Consider the following 16930-nt stretch of genomic DNA (forward strand, 5'->3'; position numbering starts at 1 on the left):
GCGCGCATTCAAAAGCGACGCATTTCAATGTCGTAAAATGAAAGGCGTGTTTATTCGTTTGCGACGGGCACCGGCGGCAGGGTCGGCGTGCCAAAAATGCCGTCGTGCCTTATGCGGTTCCGGGCTGGCAAGACCTACCAGATTCCGGTTCTGACGCCTTTCCAGAGGTAGAACCAGATCGTCGGGTGATGCCATTGTTGTGACGGCAAGCCCGGATCGATGGTGGCGAGTTCTCCAGCCAGCACGTCGCGGACGGCTTCCACGCAGATGTCGCGCGAGAACGAAGCCTGCCGCAGCGCATAGCTCGAAATGTTGTCGCCGCGCTCGGGTTTGCCGCGCGCTTGCCGCAGCGCGCCGCCGGTGTCGACGCCGGCATCGACCAACAGCACTGTGGTGCCGAAATTCTGCGCATCGCCTGATGCCAGCGCCCAGTAGCCGCCGTTCATGCCACGGTATTTGGGCGTGATGCCGGCGTGATAGTTGATGACGGGACAAGCGATTTTCGACAGCGTGTCGCGTGTCAGCATGCGGCAACCGGCAAGAAACACGACGCCCGGCTGGAGCCTTGCGATGGCGTCCAGACATTCGGGTGCATTGGCCGAGGGAACATCGATGATCGATTGCCCCGGCCTCGGTTCGGTCTGCAGCTTCTGCTCAGCGATCATCCGCTCGGCATGACCGGCGAAGAAGCGCTTTCCCAGCCGCGTCAGCACCATCGTGCCAAGCTGGCCGATGACCGAGACCCAGCCCTGGCGCCGGGCACGCCTGACCAGCAATTGCTTTTTGGATTCAGGCGTTTCGAGGATGACGTTGACAGGACCCAAACTGTCGGCGATGGCGTTGATGATGGCCCAGATATGCGGGCCGCCTTCGGTGACGACGACGATGTTCGACTTCGGGGGTTCCATGGTTCGGGACGCACCGCTGGACAAGACACGGCCGGTTCCGGCCTTGGCATGTGCGATGCTAAGTCGTCCGGGTTAATCCTTGGTGATCAGCGTTCCATGAAGCTCAACGCTTGAACTCGATGATGTCGAGCTTCGATTCGTAATAGGGCGCGGGCAATTCGATGCGCCATTCCTTGGCGCCGGTGCGGAAGGCATAGCCGACCTGGTCGGTCTGCGGGCCGCTGCCATAAGGCTTTGCCCGATCGTTGTTGACGGAGCCGGAGCCGAGATAGATCGCGCGCTTCTCGCTGTCGTCGAAGAAGCGGCCCTGGGTTCGCTGCGAGCCGCTGATCTTTTCCAGCCGCCAGCCGGAGCCGTCGTCGGTCACCTTGCATTTGAACCAGCCATAGATGACGAGCGGGCTCAACCCGCCCGCCTTGATGGTGCGGCACTGCCAGTTGCCGGTCAGGTCCTTGTCGGAGAACGACACCAGCGGCTTCGCCAGCAAGGCATCGAGTTGTTTGACATCGGCGGGGTTGCCCGCCTTCGCTTCGGCGAGCGCTGCCTTGCGGGTCTCGCCATATTTGTCGAGGCGGGCCTTGTCGGCCGGCGTGATCAGCTTCTGCACCTCGCCGTCGGCAAAGGCGGGCAAGGTGCAGCAGAGCAGGCCGATGGCGACGAGCAGTGGGCGAAGGATCATCTGGAACTCCCTGAATCTATAAAATGGCAGTCGATAAAAATGGCAGTTAATGTCTGGAGCAGCGTCGTTGCCGGCCGATGGCTGATTTTACCGGGTCGCTCGCGCCTGTCATCCGTGCTTAACAGCGTCACCGTCAAAAATCATGGTGTGACGCATGCGAATCTTGCTCACGGGATCGTCGGGTTGGCTGGGCAGCGCGCTGGCGCCGCGCCTGCGTGCGCTTGGCCACGAGGTGATCGGCCTTGACCCCGTTCCTTCGGTGGAAACGCAGATGATCGGCTCGATCGCTGATCGTGACCTGGTCATGCGGACGGTCGGGGATAACAGAATCGAAGCCATCATTCACAGCGGCGCGCTGCACAAGCCCAACATAGAGAGCCGCGCCAACAGCGATTTCGTCGCGACCAATGTGCAGGGCACGCTGAACCTGCTCGACGCGGCTGTGGCGACCGGCGTGCAGCGCTTCGTCTTCACCTCGACGACTTCGCTGATGATCTCGCAGGCGATACGTGACGGCTTCGAGGGCGGTGCCCGCAAGGCCGCCTGGCTGACGGAAGAGATGTCGCCAGAGCCGCGCAACATCTATGGCGTCACCAAGCTTTCAGCCGAACATCTCTGCCGCCTCTATCATCTTCAGCACGGCCTGCCGGTCGTCGTGCTGCGCACGGCCCGCTTCTTTCCCGAAGCCGACGACATGGCGCATGCTATCGAGCAATCAGATGCCAACACCAAGGCGAACGAGTTTTTGTTCCGGCGGCTGACGGTGGAAGATGCGGCGCAGGCTCATATCGCTGCGCTGGAGAAGGCGCCGCAGCTCGGTTTCGATACCTTTATCATCTGTGCGCCGACGCCGTTCCAACCCGACGACTGCGACGCGCTGATCAGAGACGCGCCGTCGGTTGTCGCGCGCTATTTTCCGGACTTTCCGGCGCTCTACGCGCGAAAGGGCTGGACGATGTTTTCCTCCATCGACCGGGTCTATGACGCGTCTCGGTCGCGGGAGAGGCTCGGCTTTGTCTGCAAGACCGACTTTGCCGATATGCTGGCGCAATTGCGGGCTGAGGAGAGCGTCTCCTAGGAGTCGTCAGGCGTGCGCGGCCGCTTGCGCCATTCCGGCCGTCAGGTCGCCATAGCCTGTCGGCCGCCGCTCATAGGCGAGGCCAAGCAGGGCCGCGGCTTTTTCCGCGACCTTGTCGAGTTCGGGATCGTCGGTCTGGGCGAGATAGATCAGCTTCTGATAGTTGCCGAAATAGTCCTTGATCAGCTCCGGGTGCTTGTCGAGGCCCAGCGGCTTCATGAAGAAGGCATCGAACTGGCGGCACAGGAAGTCCGTCATGTAGAAGGACATCATGTCGTCATCGGCGACCTTCGCATAGGCCTCCATGCCTTGATAGAAGGCGAAGCAATGCGGTCCGGCCATGCGCTCGACGCTATGCTTCTCTAATACGCGGTCAAGCAGGCCGCCGGTGCCGCAATCGGCATAGCCGACGAAGATGTTGGTATAACCCTCCGTCTTGGCCTTCTCGATCGCCTTGTCCATGGCGGGCGCGATGCGGTCGGGATAGAAATGAAACTCTGCCGGCAAACAGGTCAAGTCGAGGTGATTCAGCCCGAGCTGTTCCTTGACGGCCAATACCTCGCGCGCAATCATCCCGCAGGCGATGACGAGCAGCCTGTCCTCTTGATTCGGTTTCGTTTTCTGTGTTTTGGCCATGGAACCAGTCGAACCGGCGTTCGTTGCTGTGGGGCTAATTTATCTGTTGAGGGAGACACCGTCCATGAAACTGCTACGCATCGCACCGATTGCCATTCTTGCCTGTGCCTTGGCCCTTTCCGCTTGCGCGAACACCGTCCGCGGCGTCGGCAAGGACGTCAAATCGACGGCCAGGGCAGTCAAGGACACTGTCGCCAACTGATCGGCAGCCTCGTCCATCAATTGGGAACAAAAAAGCCGCGCTGCAAGGCGCGGCTTTTTTGTTCGGTCCATCCTGATGCCTTGGGTCAGGCCGAAGCGCGGACGTTGTGCTTGCGCTTCATGAAGTCCTTGGCGGTCTCGACCGCCACCGCGGCATCGCGGCAATAGGCGTCGGCGCCGACGGCTTTGCCGAATTCCTCGTTGAGCGGCGCGCCGCCAACCAGCACGACATAATCGTCACGGATGCCCTTTTCCTTCATCGTGTCGATGACGACCTTCATGTAGGGCATGGTCGTGGTCAACAGCGCCGACATGCCGATAATGTCGGGCTGATGCTGCTCGATCGCATCGAGATATTTCTCGACCGCATTGTTGATGCCGAGATCGATGACGTCGAAGCCGGCGCCTTCCATCATCATGCCGACGAGGTTCTTGCCGATGTCGTGGATGTCGCCCTTGACGGTGCCGATCACCATCTTGCCCTGCTTGGGCGCGCCGGTGGCGGCGAGCAGCGGACGCAGGATGAACATGCCGGCCTTCATGGCGTTGGCGGACAACAGCACTTCGGGAACGAACAGGATGCCGTCGCGAAAATCCTCGCCGACGATGCGCATGCCTTCGACCAGCGCCTCGGTCAGCACCTTGTAGGGCACCCAGCCGCGCTCCAGCAGGATCTGCGTGCCTTCCTCGATCTCTTCCTTCAAGCCGTCATAGAGATCGTCGTGCATCTGCTGCACCAACTCGTCGTCGGAAAGTTCAGAAAGGATGATCTCGTCGTCGGACATTTTAATCCAGCTCCTCACGGCATCGCGACTGTGTCGCAAGGCACAAAATTTTAGCGTTCATACCTAACCCGCAATGGGCGGGTATCCATAGCTGATTTGCGACTTCCCGCAAAAGGAAAGCGACTGGAAAATCTATTGGTTTTCTTGTCGATTTTGCGACAGGCGTTGGCGCGGACGGGCCGTTTCGAATAGGGTGCATGGCTACGATCCGGCGAAAGCCGCGCCATGCGGCCGCAACGGTTACGGACCAGCCATCGTCAGGCCAGGCCATATTCAGGGAAGAGCGATCATGAGCGAACACGCGGCAGTCGACCAGGAAGCGTCAAACGCACGGCGTGGACGCGCTGCCAGCGGCGGCGCGGCGGCAAGGCGCGCAGCGCGTTCGGGCGGTGGCCCCGGCACGCAGCTCACCTACATCAAGCGCAAGATCAACGTCTATGAGGTGCTCGACGAGGAAGGCCTGGCGCTGATCGAGAAGAACACCGACACGGTGCTCGAAGAGATCGGCATCATCTTCCGTGACGACGCGGAAGCGCTTCAGCTGTGGAAAGAGGCCGGCGCCGACGTCAAGGGCGAGCGCGTGCATTTCCCGAAGGGGCTTTGCCGTTCGCTGCTGAAGACCGCGCCGTCCGTCTACACCCAGCATGCCCGCAATGCCGAGCGCTCGGTGCAGATCGGCGGCAATGCTACTGTCTTCGCGCCGGTCTATGGCCCGCCCTTCGTGCGCGATCTGGACGGCGTCAGGCGCTATGCGACGATCGAGGATTTCCAGAATTTCGTGAAGCTCGCCTATATGGCGCCGTCGATCCACCATTCGGGTGGCACGGTCTGCGAGCCGGTCGATGTGCCGGTCAACAAGCGCCATCTCGACATGATCTACAGCCACATCAAATATTCCGACAAGCCGTTCATGGGCTCGGTCACCGCACCGGAGCGTGCCGAGGATACGGTGGCGATGGCCAAGCTCGTGTTCGGCGACGATTTCGTCGAAAACAACACGGTGCTGACCAGCCTGATCAACGCCAACTCGCCGATGGTGTTCGACGAGACCATGCTTGGCGCCCTGAAAGTCTATTCGCGCCACAACCAGGCCTGCATCGTTACGCCGTTCATCCTGGCCGGCGCGATGAGCCCGGTGACGGTCGCCGGCACGCTGACGCAGGTCCTGGCCGAAGTGTTGGCCGGCGCGTCGTTCACGCAGTTGATCCGGCCGGGCGCGCCGGTGCTGTTCGGCACCTTCGCCTCGTCGATCTCCATGCAGTCGGGTGCACCGACCTTCGGCACGCCGGAGCCGTCGCTGGTTTCTTATGGCGCCGCCCAACTCGCACGCCGGCTCGGCCTGCCGTTCCGCACCGGCGGTTCGCTCTGCGCATCCAAGGTGCCGGATGCTCAAGCGGCCTATGAAAGCGCCAACACGCTGAACTCGACGATCCTTGCCGGCACCAACTTTGTCCTCCACTCGGCCGGCTGGCTCGAGGGTGGGCTGGCGTCCTGCTATGAAAAGTTCATGATGGACATCGACCAGCTCGGCATGACGCAGAAATTCTCCGAAGGCGTCGACCTGTCGGAGAACGGCCAGGCGATGGATGCCATCCGCCAGGTCGGGCCGGGCAGCCACTATCTCGGCTGCGACCACACCCAGGCCAATTTCCAGACCGCCTTCTACCGCTCCAACATTGCCGACAACAATTCCTACGAACAGTGGCTGGCCGAGGGCGAGAAGACCGCGCCGCAGCGCGCCAACGAACTCGCCCGCCGCTGGCTGGAAAGCTATGAAGCGCCGTATCTCGATCTGAGCATCGACGAAGCGCTGAAGGAGTTCATCGCCAAGAAGAAGGGGTCGATGCCCGACGCCTTCACTTGAAAGGAGCCCGAGTCAGGCGGGGCTAAAGTCGCCAACATCATCCACAAGGAAGTCTGGCGGAGCGCGTTCTCCGACCCGGACAAGAAGGGATGATTGCGCGCGGCATGATCGAAGAGATCACGGCCGCGCTTGGCGCCAACGGCCTCATCCTGCGCGGCGGCTTTGTTTTCCCTGATGGCGAAGATGCTCCCCATGGCTCGTCGGGCGCTCCCGCCAAATCCGTGCTGCTGGTGGGGCAGGCGGGGGCGGCACCCTGGCCGCATTTCCTGCGCTGGCGGGAGCAGCAGCCACAGGTAATCGCCAATCCGCTCGACAGCTGGTCGCGGCAGGTCATCGGCGATGTGGCGGCGGCATTCGGCGCGCGCGCTGTTTCGCCTTCCGACAAACCCTATCTGCCGTTTCAGCAGTGGGCGATGCGGGCGGAGGGATTAAAACCGTCGCCGCTCGGCATCCTCATGCATCCGCAATATGGGCTCTGGCATGCCTATCGCGGTGCTTTGCTGTTCGAGGACGAGATCGCGCTTCCGGAGCAGGGCGAGGCGCCCCATCTTTGCGACGCGTGTGTCGAAAAGCCTTGCCTGAAATCCTGTCCGGTAGACGCCTATTCCAGGGAAGGGTTCGCCTATCAGGCCTGCCTGGCGCATGTGCGGGGAGCGAACGGTGAGCCGTGCCGCAGCGGCGGCTGCCTTGACCGCAATGCCTGCCCCTATGGCACGGAGTATCGCTATCCGCCGGAGGTCCAGGCATTTCACATGGTTGCATTCGCGGGCCTGTAAACACGTCACGCGATCCTGCACGAAATGTTGACGGCCACCTCTAGGGAATGCCTTGCCGTGGCAGGCCGCGCGGATATGTATCGCGCATCTGACAAACGGAGCAGGCAATGACGAAGCAGGACCTTCAGATCAAGACCCGTGATGGTACGGCCAAGGCGGGCCTGTTCCGCTCGGCCAAGACCTCCCCGGCCAAGGCCGGTATCATTCTCTATCAGGATGCCTTCGGTCCGCGCCCGGCGCTCGATGGCATGGCCGAGCGGCTGGCGGGCGAGGGCTATGCGGTGCTGGTGCCTGATCTCTTCCATCGTAACGCGCCTTACGGTCCCTTCGACGCCAAGACCGCCTTCACCGAGGAAAAGACCAAGGCAGCATTGATGGCGCTGGTTACCGGCACGACGCAGGAGATGACCATCAGCGACAGCGCCGCCTTCCTCGAAGCGTTCGCCGGCGAAGGGGTCACCGGGCCGATCGGCACTGTCGGCTATTGCATGGGCGGCGCCCGGGCACTGAACGCCGCCGCGGCCTACCCTGACAGGATCAAGGCCGTCGCCAGTTTCCATGGCGGCAATCTCGCCAGCGATGCCGCCGACAGCCCACACCGCAAGGCGGCGTCCATCAAGGCGCGGGTCTATGTCGGCATGGCGGGCGTTGACAGGAGTTTCCCGCCGGAACAGTCGACGCGGCTGGAAGAGGCGCTGCGGAATGCAGAGGTCGACCACACGATCGAGAATTATGTCGGCATGGCACATGGCTGGTGCGTGCCTGACCATGGCGTCTATAACGAAGCTGGCGCCGAGCGCCATTGGAAGCGGTTGACGGCGCTGTTCGCCGAAACGCTGATCTGAGTTTTCGCGCGGCTGTTCTTGCCTGTTGGCTGCCCGAACCGTTCGCGGTATCAGGCAGCCTGAATGACGGCCCCTGAATTGAGCGGGGGCCGAGCGGGATCGACTAGCCTCATGCAATCCTATGATGTCGTGATCATCGGCGCTGGCGCCGCCGGAATGATGTGCGCCATGGAGGCCGCCAAGCGTGGCCGTTCGGTGCTGATCCTCGATCACGCGGCGATGCCTGGCGAAAAGATCCGCATCTCCGGCGGTGGCCGGTGCAATTTCACCAACATCCACGCCAGTCCGAAGAACTTTATCTCGGGCAATCCGCATTTCTGCATCTCGGCGCTCAGCCGCTATACGCAACGCGACTTCATCGCGTTGGTCGAGCGTCATAACATTACCTATCACGAGAAGACGCTGGGGCAGCTGTTCTGCGACGGCTCCGCGCGGCAGATCATCGACATGCTGGTCTCGGAAATGCAGGGCCGGGGCGTCCAGCTCGCACTGTCCACGGAGGTCAGGGATATCAGAAAAACCATGGAGGGGTTCGTGCTCACTCTCTCCACCGGTACGGTCACTTGCCAGTCCTTGGTGGTGGCGTGCGGCGGCAAGTCGATCCCCAAGATGGGGGCGACCAGTTTCGGTTACGATCTTGCCGAACGGTTTGGCCTTGCCATTGTCGAAACGCGGCCGGCGCTGGTGCCGCTGACCTTCGACGCCAAAACGCTCGAGCGGCTCGCGCCCTTGGCCGGCAACGCGGTCGACGCGGAAGTCAGCTGTGGCAAGACGCGATTTTCAGAGGCCATGCTGTTCACGCATCGCGGCGTCAGCGGGCCGTCCATCCTGCAAATCTCATCCTATTGGCGCGAGGGTGACGAAATCCGTATCGCCATGCTGCCCGGGGTCGATGTGGCGGACCTCATCCGCACGGCCAAGCGTGCCAATGGGCGGCAGGCGGTGCAGAGGGTGCTGGCAAATCACCTGCCGAAACGGCTTGCACAGTCGATCGCAGAGCGCACCGGGTTCGACGGCAACCTCGCCGATCTTTCGGACGCCCACATCAAAACGGTCGACGCCGCGGTTAACGACTGGCGCATCAAGCCGGCGGGTTCCGAGGGTTACCGCACCGCCGAGGTGACGCTTGGCGGGGTGGACACCAACGGACTGGACCAGAAGACGATGCAGGCGAAATCCGTGCCGGGCCTGTTCGTCATTGGCGAAGTGGTCGATGTAACGGGTTGGCTGGGCGGTTACAATTTCCAGTGGGCGTGGTCGTCGGGCTGGGTGGCAGGGCAGGCCGTCTAGACTAGACCAAGCCCGCCATGTGAAGTGTGACGAAAATGGCCACGCCTGCGCCGATCAGGAGAAGTGGATTCACCCTGGTCAGAAGAAGCGTTGCCGTTGATGCCAATGCGATGGCGCGCGCGAACCAGCCGCCATCGATGGCCTGTAGCAGCACATAGGTCGCGGCAAGGATCATCCCCGCGGCGACTGGCCGGAGCCCTGCCTCCAGCGCTCGCTTCCAGCGCGCGCCGCCATTGCGGGACCACATATGGGCGACCGCGTAGATAAGAAACGTGGTTGGACCGAAGATTGCAATCGTCGCAACCACGGCGCCCCAAAACCCCGCGACTTGCCAGCCAATCAACGTAACCAGCAGGGATCCCGGCCCTGGGGCCATCCGCGAGATGGCGAAGGCGTCGACGAATTGCGCCTGGCTCAGCCACTGATGGACGTCGACGACCTGCCGGTTGATATCAGCGATGGCGCTCTGTCCGCCGCCAATGGTGACGAGGGAGAGCGGAGCAAATACCGCCAGCAAGCTCACCAACAACGATGTGTGTGGGGTCTCGCTCATCAACTTGCCCGGGCGTAGGTGTAGGCGACGCTGACGAATCCGGCGGCGAGAACGACCCAGAAAAGCGGCCAGTGCAGGAGTGCGACGGCAATGAATGTGCCGGCCATGATCGCAATGGGAACAGCCTTTCGAGGCACCGCCCGCGCGGCCGTGATGCCCATCGACAGCAACAGGCCAACAGCGGCCGCCGCGGCTCCGGTCAACGCCACATGCGTCAGCGAATACCGCGACAACGAGGCGAATAGCGTTCCCAACAGGACTATGACAATGGCAGGGGGAACGATAATGCCGACAAAACCAACGACGGCGCCCCGCCAGCCAAGCAGCCTGTAGCCGATCCAGACGGCCATGTTCTTGACGTTCACGCCTGGCAGCGCCTGGGAAATCGACAGGCCGTTGAGAAATTCTTCCTGCGTCATCCACTTGCGGTTTTGAACAAATTCCCGCAGCAGCCAGCCGCTCAGTCCACCGCCGAAACTCGTCAAGGCGATGCGTGTGAAAATCCAGAACAGCTGCGAGCAGCTAGGGGCGGATGGTGGTTCCGGTGTCGACATGTTCAACGTTCTGGCCGCAGCCGCTGGTGAGGGAACCAGAGACCGAGTCGAGATGGATTTGCCAGCGCCATACGGATGACCACAGGTCACTCTTTTTTGCGTCTATCGTGAAGCCGTCCCAGTGGGCCATCCCACCGTCAAAGCGCTGGGCTGAAAAAAATCTTTGCATCACCCCAAGGATTCGCCATTAGCCTGCGTCCAACAGGCAAATGATGGCGATGATGCTGGATGAGAGCGAAGCCTCCGACGCCGAACTGATCGGGCGGGCGAAGGGCGGAGACAGGGGGGCCTTCGGCACATTGCTGGAGCGCCACTACGACTTCGTCTATCGCGCCGCCTATCGCTGGTGCGGCAAGAAGGCCGACGCCGAGGACATTGCCCAGGAAGTCTGCGTCCGGCTCGGCAAGGCGATCCGCGACTATCGCGGCGGCGGCGCCTTCACGACATGGCTCTATTCCGTGACGATGAACGCCGCGCGTGACATGATGCGCAAGACCCAGCGCGAGACGGTGAAGACCGAAGCTTACGGTGTCCATGCGCTGATTTCGGGCGAGGCCCCGGCCGAGAGCGAGGATCCGGCCGAGGCGCTGTGGGCCGCGGTGCGGCAGCTGCCGGACAAGCAGCGAGATGCCGTGCTGCTGGTCTATGGCGAGGGCTTGAGCCACGCGGCCGCCGCCGAGGCGATGGCGATCTCGGAGACGACGGTTTCCTGGCACATCCATGAAGCGAAGAAACGGCTGAAGACGCTGATGCGCTCGGCCGGGGAAGTGTGACCATGGTCGACGACAACGAACTCAAGAAGCTGCGCGACATCGCAGCACCGGCGCCGGGCGAGAGCGCGAAGGCGCGCGCCTTCGAAGCCGCCTTGCGCGCCTATGATCAGGAAAATATTTCTGCCGTCACCCAAGGATCGGTCGGCGGCCTTCGTCTCACAGAGCGAGCACAAAAGCTCTGGAGCGAGATCATGCAAAAGAAACTCATTGCCACGCCGGCCATTGCCGGGCTCGTCGCCCTGCCGATCGCTGGATACGCCACCTTCCATCTGCTGAGGGAACAGCCGCCCAAATTCGGTGGCGACGAAAAGATCACCGAGACGCTTGCCGACAAGCCGGCGACCCTGAAGCCGGCCGAGCCGAAGCAAGCTCCGACGGAACTGGCGAAAGACAAGAAGGCTGACGCCGATGTGGAAAGCCGCGACGCCAGCGACGCACTTGTGGCGCCGGCTTCGCCCCCAAAATCCGAATCGACCGCCCTTGGCGGGGTGGCGCAGCAAAATGCGCAAGGGCGTGGTGTGCCGGCTGATGCTCCGGCAACAATCAACGAACCGGAGTCCGACACTTTGCAGGCTTACAAGCCGGCACCAGCGCCGACGGGAGAGTTCGCACTGGATGGCACGACAAGCGCGCCCTCGCGGGTTGCCCGCATGCCGGCTGCAGAGTCCAAGCTGATAGCGCCGCAGCCCACCGCACCGGCGGATCAGATCGCGCCGCAGGAGGAAAACCGCAACCGCGTCCAGGATTTCAAGACCAATCCGGTGCATGCGGCACTCGAAGACCCGGTCTCGACCTTCTCGATCGATGTCGACACCGCCTCCTATTCCTTCGTGCGCCGTTCGCTGAAGGAAGGCGCCGTGCCCCAGGCCGACACGGTCCGTGTCGAGGAGATGATCAATTACTTCCCCTATGACTGGAAGGGACCGGACTCGGCGTCGACGCCGTTCAACTCGACCGTCAGCGTCATGCCGACGCCGTGGAACGAGCACACCAAGCTGATGCACGTCGCCATCAAGGGCTTCGACATCAAGCCGACCGAGCAGCCGAAGGCCAATCTGGTCTTCCTGATCGATGTCTCGGGCTCCATGGACGAACCCGACAAGCTGCCGCTGCTCAAATCGGCATTCCGGCTGCTGGTCAGCAAGCTGAAGGCCGACGACACGATCTCCATCGTCACCTATGCCGGCGAGGCCGGCACCGTGCTGATGCCGACCAAGGCTGCCGAGAAGGACAAGATCCTCAATGCCATCGACAATCTGCAGCCGGGCGGTTCGACCGCCGGCGAGGCAGGCATCAAGGAGGCCTACAAGCTTGCCCAGCAGTCCTTCGTCAAGGACGGCGTCAACCGGGTGATGCTGGCCACCGACGGCGACTTCAATGTCGGCCAGAGCGACGACGATGATCTCAAGCGCCTGATCGAGCAGGAGCGCAAGAGCGGTGTCTTCCTGTCGGTGTTCGGCTTCGGCCACGACAATCTGAACGACCAGATGATGCAGACCATCGCCCAGAACGGCAACGGCACCGCGGCCTATATCGACACGCTGGCCGAGGCGGAGAAGGTGCTGGTCGAAGATGCCTCCTCGACGCTGTTCCCGATCGCCAAGGACGTGAAGATTCAGGTCGAGTTCAACCCGAACAAGGTCGCGGAATACCGCCTGATCGGCTACGAGACCCGGGCGCTCAACCGGGAGGACTTCAACAATGACCGCGTCGATGCCGGCGATATCGGCTCCGGCCATTCGGTCACCGCGATCTATGAGATCACGCCGAAGGGCAGTGGTGGCGAGCAGATCGATCCGCTGCGTTATGGCCAGGCCACGGTCAACAATGGCGGTGTCGCCAATGCGGACGAATATGCCTTCGTCAAGATCCGCTACAAGCTGCCGAACGAGGACGTTTCGAAGCTGATCACCACGCCGGTGACCTCGGCCAATGAGGTCCAGTCCTTCGACCAGGCCAGCACCGACCAGCGCTTCTCCGTCGCTGTTGCCGCCTTTGGCCAGAAGCTGCGCGACGAGGATGCGACCGCCAAGTTCGGTTACGACAAGATCATGGAGATTGCCACTGCCGCCCGAGGAGCCGACCCGTTTGGGTACAGGTCCGAGTTCCTTTCGCTTGTGCGCCTTGCCTCGGCGCTGGGCGGTAACCGGTAGTGGCGATGACGGCCGGTTTCTTTCAGATGGGATCGTTCTGATACGGGAAGCCGGCCTACGGGCGGGTGAGGCAGGCCGGCGAGGGATCATTCCCTTGCCGGCCTTTTTTTCGGAATTTTCAGATCGTTAAATTTCGCGGCATTTCCGGTACCGGATCGCAATTTCCTCTTGTTACATCGGTCATGTTTACAGGGCTTGAGGGAGCCGGAATTGCAGATCAGGACTATCGCCAACTCGCCGCCGCCGGCTCGGGACACTTCGCCGGTTTCGTCAGCCCCATCAGCCGAATCCAGGCGCATCAGTGACGATGTCGCGCAGGCGCGTCACACCGCCATGTCGGCGCTGACCAACGACCGCTTCCGCGCCATGCTGGAACAGATAACGGATCCAGGCGCCTCGGGCGCGCTGATGACGATGCGAGGCGACAACGTGGTCGATTTCAAGTCGGCGCAGTCGAGCTACGCCGACAACAGCGAATAACCGTAAGATGTCGCTTCAGGCTCGGCTGCGGCGCCGTTCGCGGCGGGCTTCACTGGTCTCGGCGGTGTTTTCCGTCGCCACCTTGTTGCGCATCGGACCGATGCGCGCGACGATCGCCGCAACCGTCGGACGATCCGCCTTGGTGTGGGCGTCGAGCGCCTTGCGCATGACGGCAAGGTGCTGGAACGAGGTGCCGCAGCAGCCGCCGACGATTTTCGCGCCGGCATCGACAGCGAGACGAACATAGTCGGCCATCAGTTCCGGCGTGCCGGAGTAATGGATCTCGGTGCCGCGGAATTCGGGAATGCCGCAATTGCCCTTGACGATTACCGTCGCCTGCGGCTTCGCCTCGGTCATGTCGAGCAGCGAGGCCAGGATGTCGGAGGCACCGACGCCGCAATTGGCGCCAACACCGAGCGGTGGCTCGGACAGCCCGTCGACGACGCCGTGGATGTCTTTCGGCAGCAGGCCCATCATGGTGCGGCCGGCGGTGTCGAAGGAGCCGGTATAGGTGTAGGGCAGGCCGACGCGGATCGCCGCTTCGGCGGCGGCGCGGATCTCGTCGGGCGCCGACATGGTTTCGATCCAGGCGACTTCGGCGCCGCCTTCCTTGAGACCCTCGATCTGTTCGGCAAAGGCGTCGACCGCCTCGTCATAGGTCATGGCGCCGAGCGGCACGAGCAATTCACCGGTCGGGCCGACGGAGCCGGCAACGATCACCTTGCGGCCGGCCTTGTCGGCGACGGCCCGGGCGATCTCGGCGGCGCGCTTGTTCAGCGCATGCACGCGGTCCTGCGCATGGTGGAGTTTCAGCCGGTGGCGGGTGCCGCCGAAGGAGTTAGTCAGGATGATGTCGGCGCCGGCGTCGACGAAATTCTGGTGCAGGCTGGTGATGGTGTCGGGCGCGGTCTCGTTCAGCAGTTCCGGCGCCTCGCCGGCCTCCAGGCCCATCGCGAACAAATTGGTGCCGGTGGCGCCATCGGCCAGCAGCACGCCCTTTTCAGCCAGCAGCGCATCGATCGGATTGGTCGTCGTCATCGGATTGGCTTTCGTGTTTCGAATTCGAATAAGGATATAAAGAAGTCTTTATGTCCAGTCAATGATTTGCGGCGACCTTTCGGCAATGTGATTGACCTGGCCTTGGCCATATCGATGCCCAAGGCCGGTCGAATGACCACCATTGCTATCGATCAGACAGAGCCTGATGAGAACGACATGCCGGCCAGATTGCGCGCGTAGGCGGCGGCCTCGTGCGGGTTGACGTCGGCGGCGCGGATCAGATTGTCGAAATGCTGGGTCAGCGCCTGGATCGGCTGGGTGGCGTTCAGCACCACATACATGTCGCCGACATAGATGGCGGCGCGGTAGGGGCCGAAGATGGTCAGCGGGATCGAATAGCGCATGCGGCCGTCATAGAGAAACAGGCGGAAGGTCGGGTAGAGATCGTCGAGCAGCGTCGCCATATGGGCGAGCTGCTGCCTACGGTCGGCTTCCGGAAAGCGGTCCCAGACGCCGAGGCCGCGCGCAAAAATCTCCAGCGTGTGGCGCGGCATGCAGACTTCCATGTCGGTTTCCGGACGCCGGTTGTATTCGATGCGGTATTGGGTCTCGCTGGCCTGTGCCAGGCGGCTCCTGTTGGTGATGTTGGCCTCGTAGTCGACCAGCGCGCGGGTTCTTAGCAGATCGGGAATGCCGGCCGGGACGTAGCGGATCTTGGTGCCCGCGGCCTCGGCGAACCATTTGGCGAGCAGCGTGCGGTCGAAACCATCGGGCGCTTCCTCGATCTCCAGGCTTTCGCGGATTTCGCCGGTGACGCCTTCGTCCTGGCTCAAGCCCAGCAGCCAGTCCAGCGACACCTTGAATTCGGCCGCGATGTTGAGCAGCGTTTCGGCGCGCGGCAGACGCGTCGAGGCACCCGACATCAACTGCGACAGCGCCGATCGATCGATGCCGACTGCTGACGCGAATGCCGACTGGTTGAGGTCGGAGCGTGTCAGGAGCAGCTTCAAACGCTCCCGAAAGATTGCCGACAGGTCGCGTTTGTCCATCGTCCGGTCCTCCGAATCTTGAGGAAAAATTTGCGCCGGAGCGGCCCGGCGGGCTGTCTCAGGCGTAAATGAATCCCTAAGGTTGTTTACAATGTGTAACATGTGCAGTCAAAAATGCGCAATCGCAACATTTTGTACACTTTGTCTCGTTGAGTGGAATCACTTCTCCTGACACTATGCTGTCAGGAGCCATTGGGGGTTCCGGCGACTGAAGGACAGTGGTCGATAGCATGACAGGCAAGAGCATCAAGCGACGCAACGCACCGGCCATCGAATGGCCCACCGTGGTTCTCGCTTTCTTCTGTTACGGAACATGGCTTGCCACCGGTTTCCTGCTCTGGCCGTCCTATCCCATCCTCGCGCTCGCCATCCTCGGCTTTATCCTGGCACTGCAGTCGTCGATCATGCACGAAGTGCTGCATGGCCATCCGACGCGCAGCGCGTTGATCAACGAAGCCTTCGTCTTCCTGCCGATCGGCCTCGTCTGGCCGTTCCGTCGCTTCAAGACATTGCATTTGCGCCATCATGCCGACGAGCGGCTGACCGATCCGCTCGACGATCCGGAAAGCTATTACCAGGCGATGTGGCAGCATGACGATTTGCCGCCGACGATGAAATTCCTGCTCAAGATCAACAACACCATGGCCGGCCGTTTCTTCCTCGGCCCCTGGCTGTCCTGCATCGGCTTCTTCATCGACGATTTCAAGCAGATGATGGCCGGCGACAAGGCGATCCGCAAAGCTTGGCTGCTGCATGCGATCGGTCTCGCCATTGTGGCGCCGATCGTGCAGTTCGGCTTCGGCATTCCGCTGTGGCTCTACATCCTGGCTCCGGTGTGGCTCGGCCAGTCGCTGATTGCGATCCGCACCTTCGCCGAGCATCAGTGGTCCGAGCATCCGGAAGGTCGCACGGTGATCATCGAGCGCTCGCCGCTGTCGTTCCTGTTCCTCAACAACAACCTGCACTTCGTCCACCACAAGACGCCGACGGTGGCCTGGTACAAGTTGCCGAAACTGTTTCGCGACCGCCGTGACGAATGGCTGCGGATGAACAATGGCTATGCCTATCCGAACTATTTCGCGCTGATCAAAGCCTATGCCTTCAAGGCGAAAGAACCGATCGTGCACCCGGTGCTGCGGCGCGCGCCTGAGCACGGCCGGGCGTTCAAACCACGCATCCGGGCGCGCAACATCAATGGGCTCGGCACCGCGCCGGTGCCCGCCGAGCCGCCCAAGGAATAGTTTTGCGGCGGGCTGCCTGCTAGACTGGCTGCGGTCGGTTTCCTTCAATCCAAGAATGGTCAGATT

The 16930-nt window shown here is 62.1% G+C and carries 18 protein-coding genes; 10 read left to right on the plus strand and 8 right to left on the minus strand.

Annotation, left to right across the window (positions count from 1 at the left end; translation table 11 throughout):
• Positions 1 to 134 precede the first annotated feature (134 nt).
• Together DBIPINDM_RS33260 and DBIPINDM_RS33265 are read right to left on the minus strand one after the other, a co-directional pair.
• Complete coding sequence (locus DBIPINDM_RS33260; protein ID WP_258583181.1) at positions 135 to 908, minus strand: formyl transferase; 774 nt, start codon at positions 906 to 908, stop codon at positions 135 to 137.
• 103 nt (positions 909 to 1011) lie between these two features.
• The gene (locus tag DBIPINDM_RS33265; RefSeq protein ID WP_258583182.1) at positions 1012 to 1587 is read right to left on the minus strand and encodes a DUF4893 domain-containing protein; all 576 of its coding nucleotides are present in this window, start codon (positions 1585 to 1587) and stop codon (positions 1012 to 1014) included.
• 154 nt (positions 1588 to 1741) lie between these two features.
• On the opposite strand from DBIPINDM_RS33265, the gene DBIPINDM_RS33270 reads away from it, so the two are divergent.
• Positions 1742 to 2665, plus strand: coding sequence for an NAD-dependent epimerase/dehydratase family protein (locus DBIPINDM_RS33270; RefSeq protein ID WP_258583183.1), 924 nt, complete (start codon positions 1742 to 1744; stop codon positions 2663 to 2665).
• A gap of 6 nt (positions 2666 to 2671) precedes the next feature.
• Here the strand turns inward: DBIPINDM_RS33270 and DBIPINDM_RS33275 are convergent, their stop codons facing one another.
• Positions 2672 to 3301, minus strand: a complete 630-nt coding sequence (locus DBIPINDM_RS33275; RefSeq protein ID WP_258583184.1) for a DUF1638 domain-containing protein — start codon at positions 3299 to 3301, stop codon at positions 2672 to 2674.
• A 64-nt stretch (positions 3302 to 3365) separates the two neighbouring features.
• On the opposite strand from DBIPINDM_RS33275, the gene DBIPINDM_RS33280 reads away from it, so the two are divergent.
• The gene (locus DBIPINDM_RS33280; protein ID WP_172227922.1) at positions 3366 to 3503 is read left to right on the plus strand and encodes an EncA/B family entericidin; all 138 of its coding nucleotides are present in this window, start codon (positions 3366 to 3368) and stop codon (positions 3501 to 3503) included.
• A gap of 85 nt (positions 3504 to 3588) precedes the next feature.
• Here the strand turns inward: DBIPINDM_RS33280 and DBIPINDM_RS33285 are convergent, their stop codons facing one another.
• Positions 3589 to 4287: a corrinoid protein gene (locus tag DBIPINDM_RS33285; protein WP_184873536.1), complete on the minus strand. Its 699-nt coding sequence runs from the start codon at positions 4285 to 4287 to the stop codon at positions 3589 to 3591.
• A 289-nt stretch (positions 4288 to 4576) separates the two neighbouring features.
• On the opposite strand from DBIPINDM_RS33285, the gene DBIPINDM_RS33290 reads away from it, so the two are divergent.
• The 4 genes from DBIPINDM_RS33290 (at position 4577) to DBIPINDM_RS33305 (ending at position 9062) form a co-directional block, all read left to right on the plus strand.
• A complete protein-coding gene (locus DBIPINDM_RS33290) occupies positions 4577 to 6151 on the plus strand; it encodes a trimethylamine methyltransferase family protein (RefSeq protein ID WP_258583185.1) in 1575 nt (524 codons plus the stop codon).
• An 89-nt stretch (positions 6152 to 6240) separates the two neighbouring features.
• Positions 6241 to 6927, plus strand: a complete 687-nt coding sequence (locus DBIPINDM_RS33295) for a hypothetical protein (RefSeq protein WP_258583186.1) — start codon at positions 6241 to 6243, stop codon at positions 6925 to 6927.
• A gap of 107 nt (positions 6928 to 7034) precedes the next feature.
• Entirely contained in the window at positions 7035 to 7772 is a 738-nt protein-coding gene (locus DBIPINDM_RS33300; protein ID WP_258583188.1) for a dienelactone hydrolase family protein, read from the plus strand.
• 111 nt (positions 7773 to 7883) lie between these two features.
• Positions 7884 to 9062, plus strand: a complete 1179-nt coding sequence (locus DBIPINDM_RS33305; protein WP_258583189.1) for an NAD(P)/FAD-dependent oxidoreductase — start codon at positions 7884 to 7886, stop codon at positions 9060 to 9062.
• 1 nt (position 9063) lies between these two features.
• Here DBIPINDM_RS33305 and DBIPINDM_RS33310 read toward each other — a convergent pair whose 3' ends face one another.
• Positions 9064 to 9615: a chromate transporter gene (locus DBIPINDM_RS33310; protein WP_258583191.1), complete on the minus strand. Its 552-nt coding sequence runs from the start codon at positions 9613 to 9615 to the stop codon at positions 9064 to 9066.
• The gene (locus tag DBIPINDM_RS33315) at positions 9615 to 10169 is read right to left on the minus strand and encodes a chromate transporter (protein WP_258583192.1); all 555 of its coding nucleotides are present in this window, start codon (positions 10167 to 10169) and stop codon (positions 9615 to 9617) included. The genes DBIPINDM_RS33310 and DBIPINDM_RS33315 overlap by 1 nt, the downstream gene beginning before the upstream one ends.
• Before the next feature lie 212 nt (positions 10170 to 10381).
• Here DBIPINDM_RS33315 and DBIPINDM_RS33320 point away from each other — a divergent pair, with 212 nt between their 5' ends.
• The 3 genes from DBIPINDM_RS33320 (at position 10382) to DBIPINDM_RS33330 (ending at position 13575) form a co-directional block, all read left to right on the plus strand.
• Positions 10382 to 10942: an RNA polymerase sigma factor gene (locus tag DBIPINDM_RS33320; protein WP_258583193.1), complete on the plus strand. Its 561-nt coding sequence runs from the start codon at positions 10382 to 10384 to the stop codon at positions 10940 to 10942.
• Positions 10943 to 10944: 2 nt separating this feature from the next.
• Positions 10945 to 13095 (plus strand): vWA domain-containing protein, encoded by a 2151-nt coding sequence (locus DBIPINDM_RS33325; RefSeq protein ID WP_258583194.1) that lies wholly within the window; start codon positions 10945 to 10947, stop codon positions 13093 to 13095.
• A 210-nt stretch (positions 13096 to 13305) separates the two neighbouring features.
• Positions 13306 to 13575 (plus strand): hypothetical protein, encoded by a 270-nt coding sequence (locus DBIPINDM_RS33330; RefSeq protein WP_258583195.1) that lies wholly within the window; start codon positions 13306 to 13308, stop codon positions 13573 to 13575.
• A gap of 15 nt (positions 13576 to 13590) precedes the next feature.
• Here DBIPINDM_RS33330 and bmt read toward each other — a convergent pair whose 3' ends face one another.
• On the minus strand, positions 13591 to 14613 hold the full coding sequence (bmt, locus tag DBIPINDM_RS33335; RefSeq protein ID WP_258583196.1) for a betaine--homocysteine S-methyltransferase: 1023 nt from the start codon (positions 14611 to 14613) through the stop codon (positions 13591 to 13593).
• Between the two features lie 152 nt (positions 14614 to 14765).
• On the minus strand, positions 14766 to 15623 hold the full coding sequence (locus DBIPINDM_RS33340) for a helix-turn-helix domain-containing protein (RefSeq protein WP_258583198.1): 858 nt from the start codon (positions 15621 to 15623) through the stop codon (positions 14766 to 14768).
• Between the two features lie 230 nt (positions 15624 to 15853).
• Here DBIPINDM_RS33340 and DBIPINDM_RS33345 point away from each other — a divergent pair, with 230 nt between their 5' ends.
• Complete coding sequence (locus DBIPINDM_RS33345) at positions 15854 to 16864, plus strand: fatty acid desaturase (protein WP_258583199.1); 1011 nt, start codon at positions 15854 to 15856, stop codon at positions 16862 to 16864.
• Positions 16865 to 16930 lie beyond the last annotated feature (66 nt).

Origin of the sequence: Mesorhizobium sp. AR02 (assembly GCF_024746835.1) — a bacterium.
In the GTDB taxonomy this organism is placed as follows: Bacteria; Pseudomonadota; Alphaproteobacteria; order Rhizobiales; family Rhizobiaceae; genus Mesorhizobium.

What these genes read in the sequence shown, in the direction of transcription:
- DBIPINDM_RS33260 (WP_258583181.1), bottom strand. Translation starts at nt 908, where the DNA reads ATGGAACCCCCGAAGTCGAACATCGTCGTCGTCACCGAAGGCGGCCCG.
- DBIPINDM_RS33265 (WP_258583182.1), bottom strand. Translation starts at nt 1,587, where the DNA reads ATGATCCTTCGCCCACTGCTCGTCGCCATCGGCCTGCTCTGCTGCACC.
- DBIPINDM_RS33270 (WP_258583183.1), top strand. Translation starts at nt 1,742, where the DNA reads ATGCGAATCTTGCTCACGGGATCGTCGGGTTGGCTGGGCAGCGCGCTG.
- DBIPINDM_RS33275 (WP_258583184.1), bottom strand. Translation starts at nt 3,301, where the DNA reads ATGGCCAAAACACAGAAAACGAAACCGAATCAAGAGGACAGGCTGCTC.
- DBIPINDM_RS33280 (WP_172227922.1), top strand. Translation starts at nt 3,366, where the DNA reads ATGAAACTGCTACGCATCGCACCGATTGCCATTCTTGCCTGTGCCTTG.
- DBIPINDM_RS33285 (WP_184873536.1), bottom strand. Translation starts at nt 4,287, where the DNA reads ATGTCCGACGACGAGATCATCCTTTCTGAACTTTCCGACGACGAGTTG.
- DBIPINDM_RS33290 (WP_258583185.1), top strand. Translation starts at nt 4,577, where the DNA reads ATGAGCGAACACGCGGCAGTCGACCAGGAAGCGTCAAACGCACGGCGT.
- DBIPINDM_RS33295 (WP_258583186.1), top strand. Translation starts at nt 6,241, where the DNA reads ATGATTGCGCGCGGCATGATCGAAGAGATCACGGCCGCGCTTGGCGCC.
- DBIPINDM_RS33300 (WP_258583188.1), top strand. Translation starts at nt 7,035, where the DNA reads ATGACGAAGCAGGACCTTCAGATCAAGACCCGTGATGGTACGGCCAAG.
- DBIPINDM_RS33305 (WP_258583189.1), top strand. Translation starts at nt 7,884, where the DNA reads ATGCAATCCTATGATGTCGTGATCATCGGCGCTGGCGCCGCCGGAATG.
- DBIPINDM_RS33310 (WP_258583191.1), bottom strand. Translation starts at nt 9,615, where the DNA reads ATGAGCGAGACCCCACACACATCGTTGTTGGTGAGCTTGCTGGCGGTA.
- DBIPINDM_RS33315 (WP_258583192.1), bottom strand. Translation starts at nt 10,169, where the DNA reads ATGTCGACACCGGAACCACCATCCGCCCCTAGCTGCTCGCAGCTGTTC.
- DBIPINDM_RS33320 (WP_258583193.1), top strand. Translation starts at nt 10,382, where the DNA reads ATGGCGATGATGCTGGATGAGAGCGAAGCCTCCGACGCCGAACTGATC.
- DBIPINDM_RS33325 (WP_258583194.1), top strand. Translation starts at nt 10,945, where the DNA reads ATGGTCGACGACAACGAACTCAAGAAGCTGCGCGACATCGCAGCACCG.
- bmt (WP_258583196.1), bottom strand. Translation starts at nt 14,613, where the DNA reads ATGACGACGACCAATCCGATCGATGCGCTGCTGGCTGAAAAGGGCGTG.
- DBIPINDM_RS33340 (WP_258583198.1), bottom strand. Translation starts at nt 15,623, where the DNA reads ATGGACAAACGCGACCTGTCGGCAATCTTTCGGGAGCGTTTGAAGCTG.
- DBIPINDM_RS33345 (WP_258583199.1), top strand. Translation starts at nt 15,854, where the DNA reads ATGACAGGCAAGAGCATCAAGCGACGCAACGCACCGGCCATCGAATGG.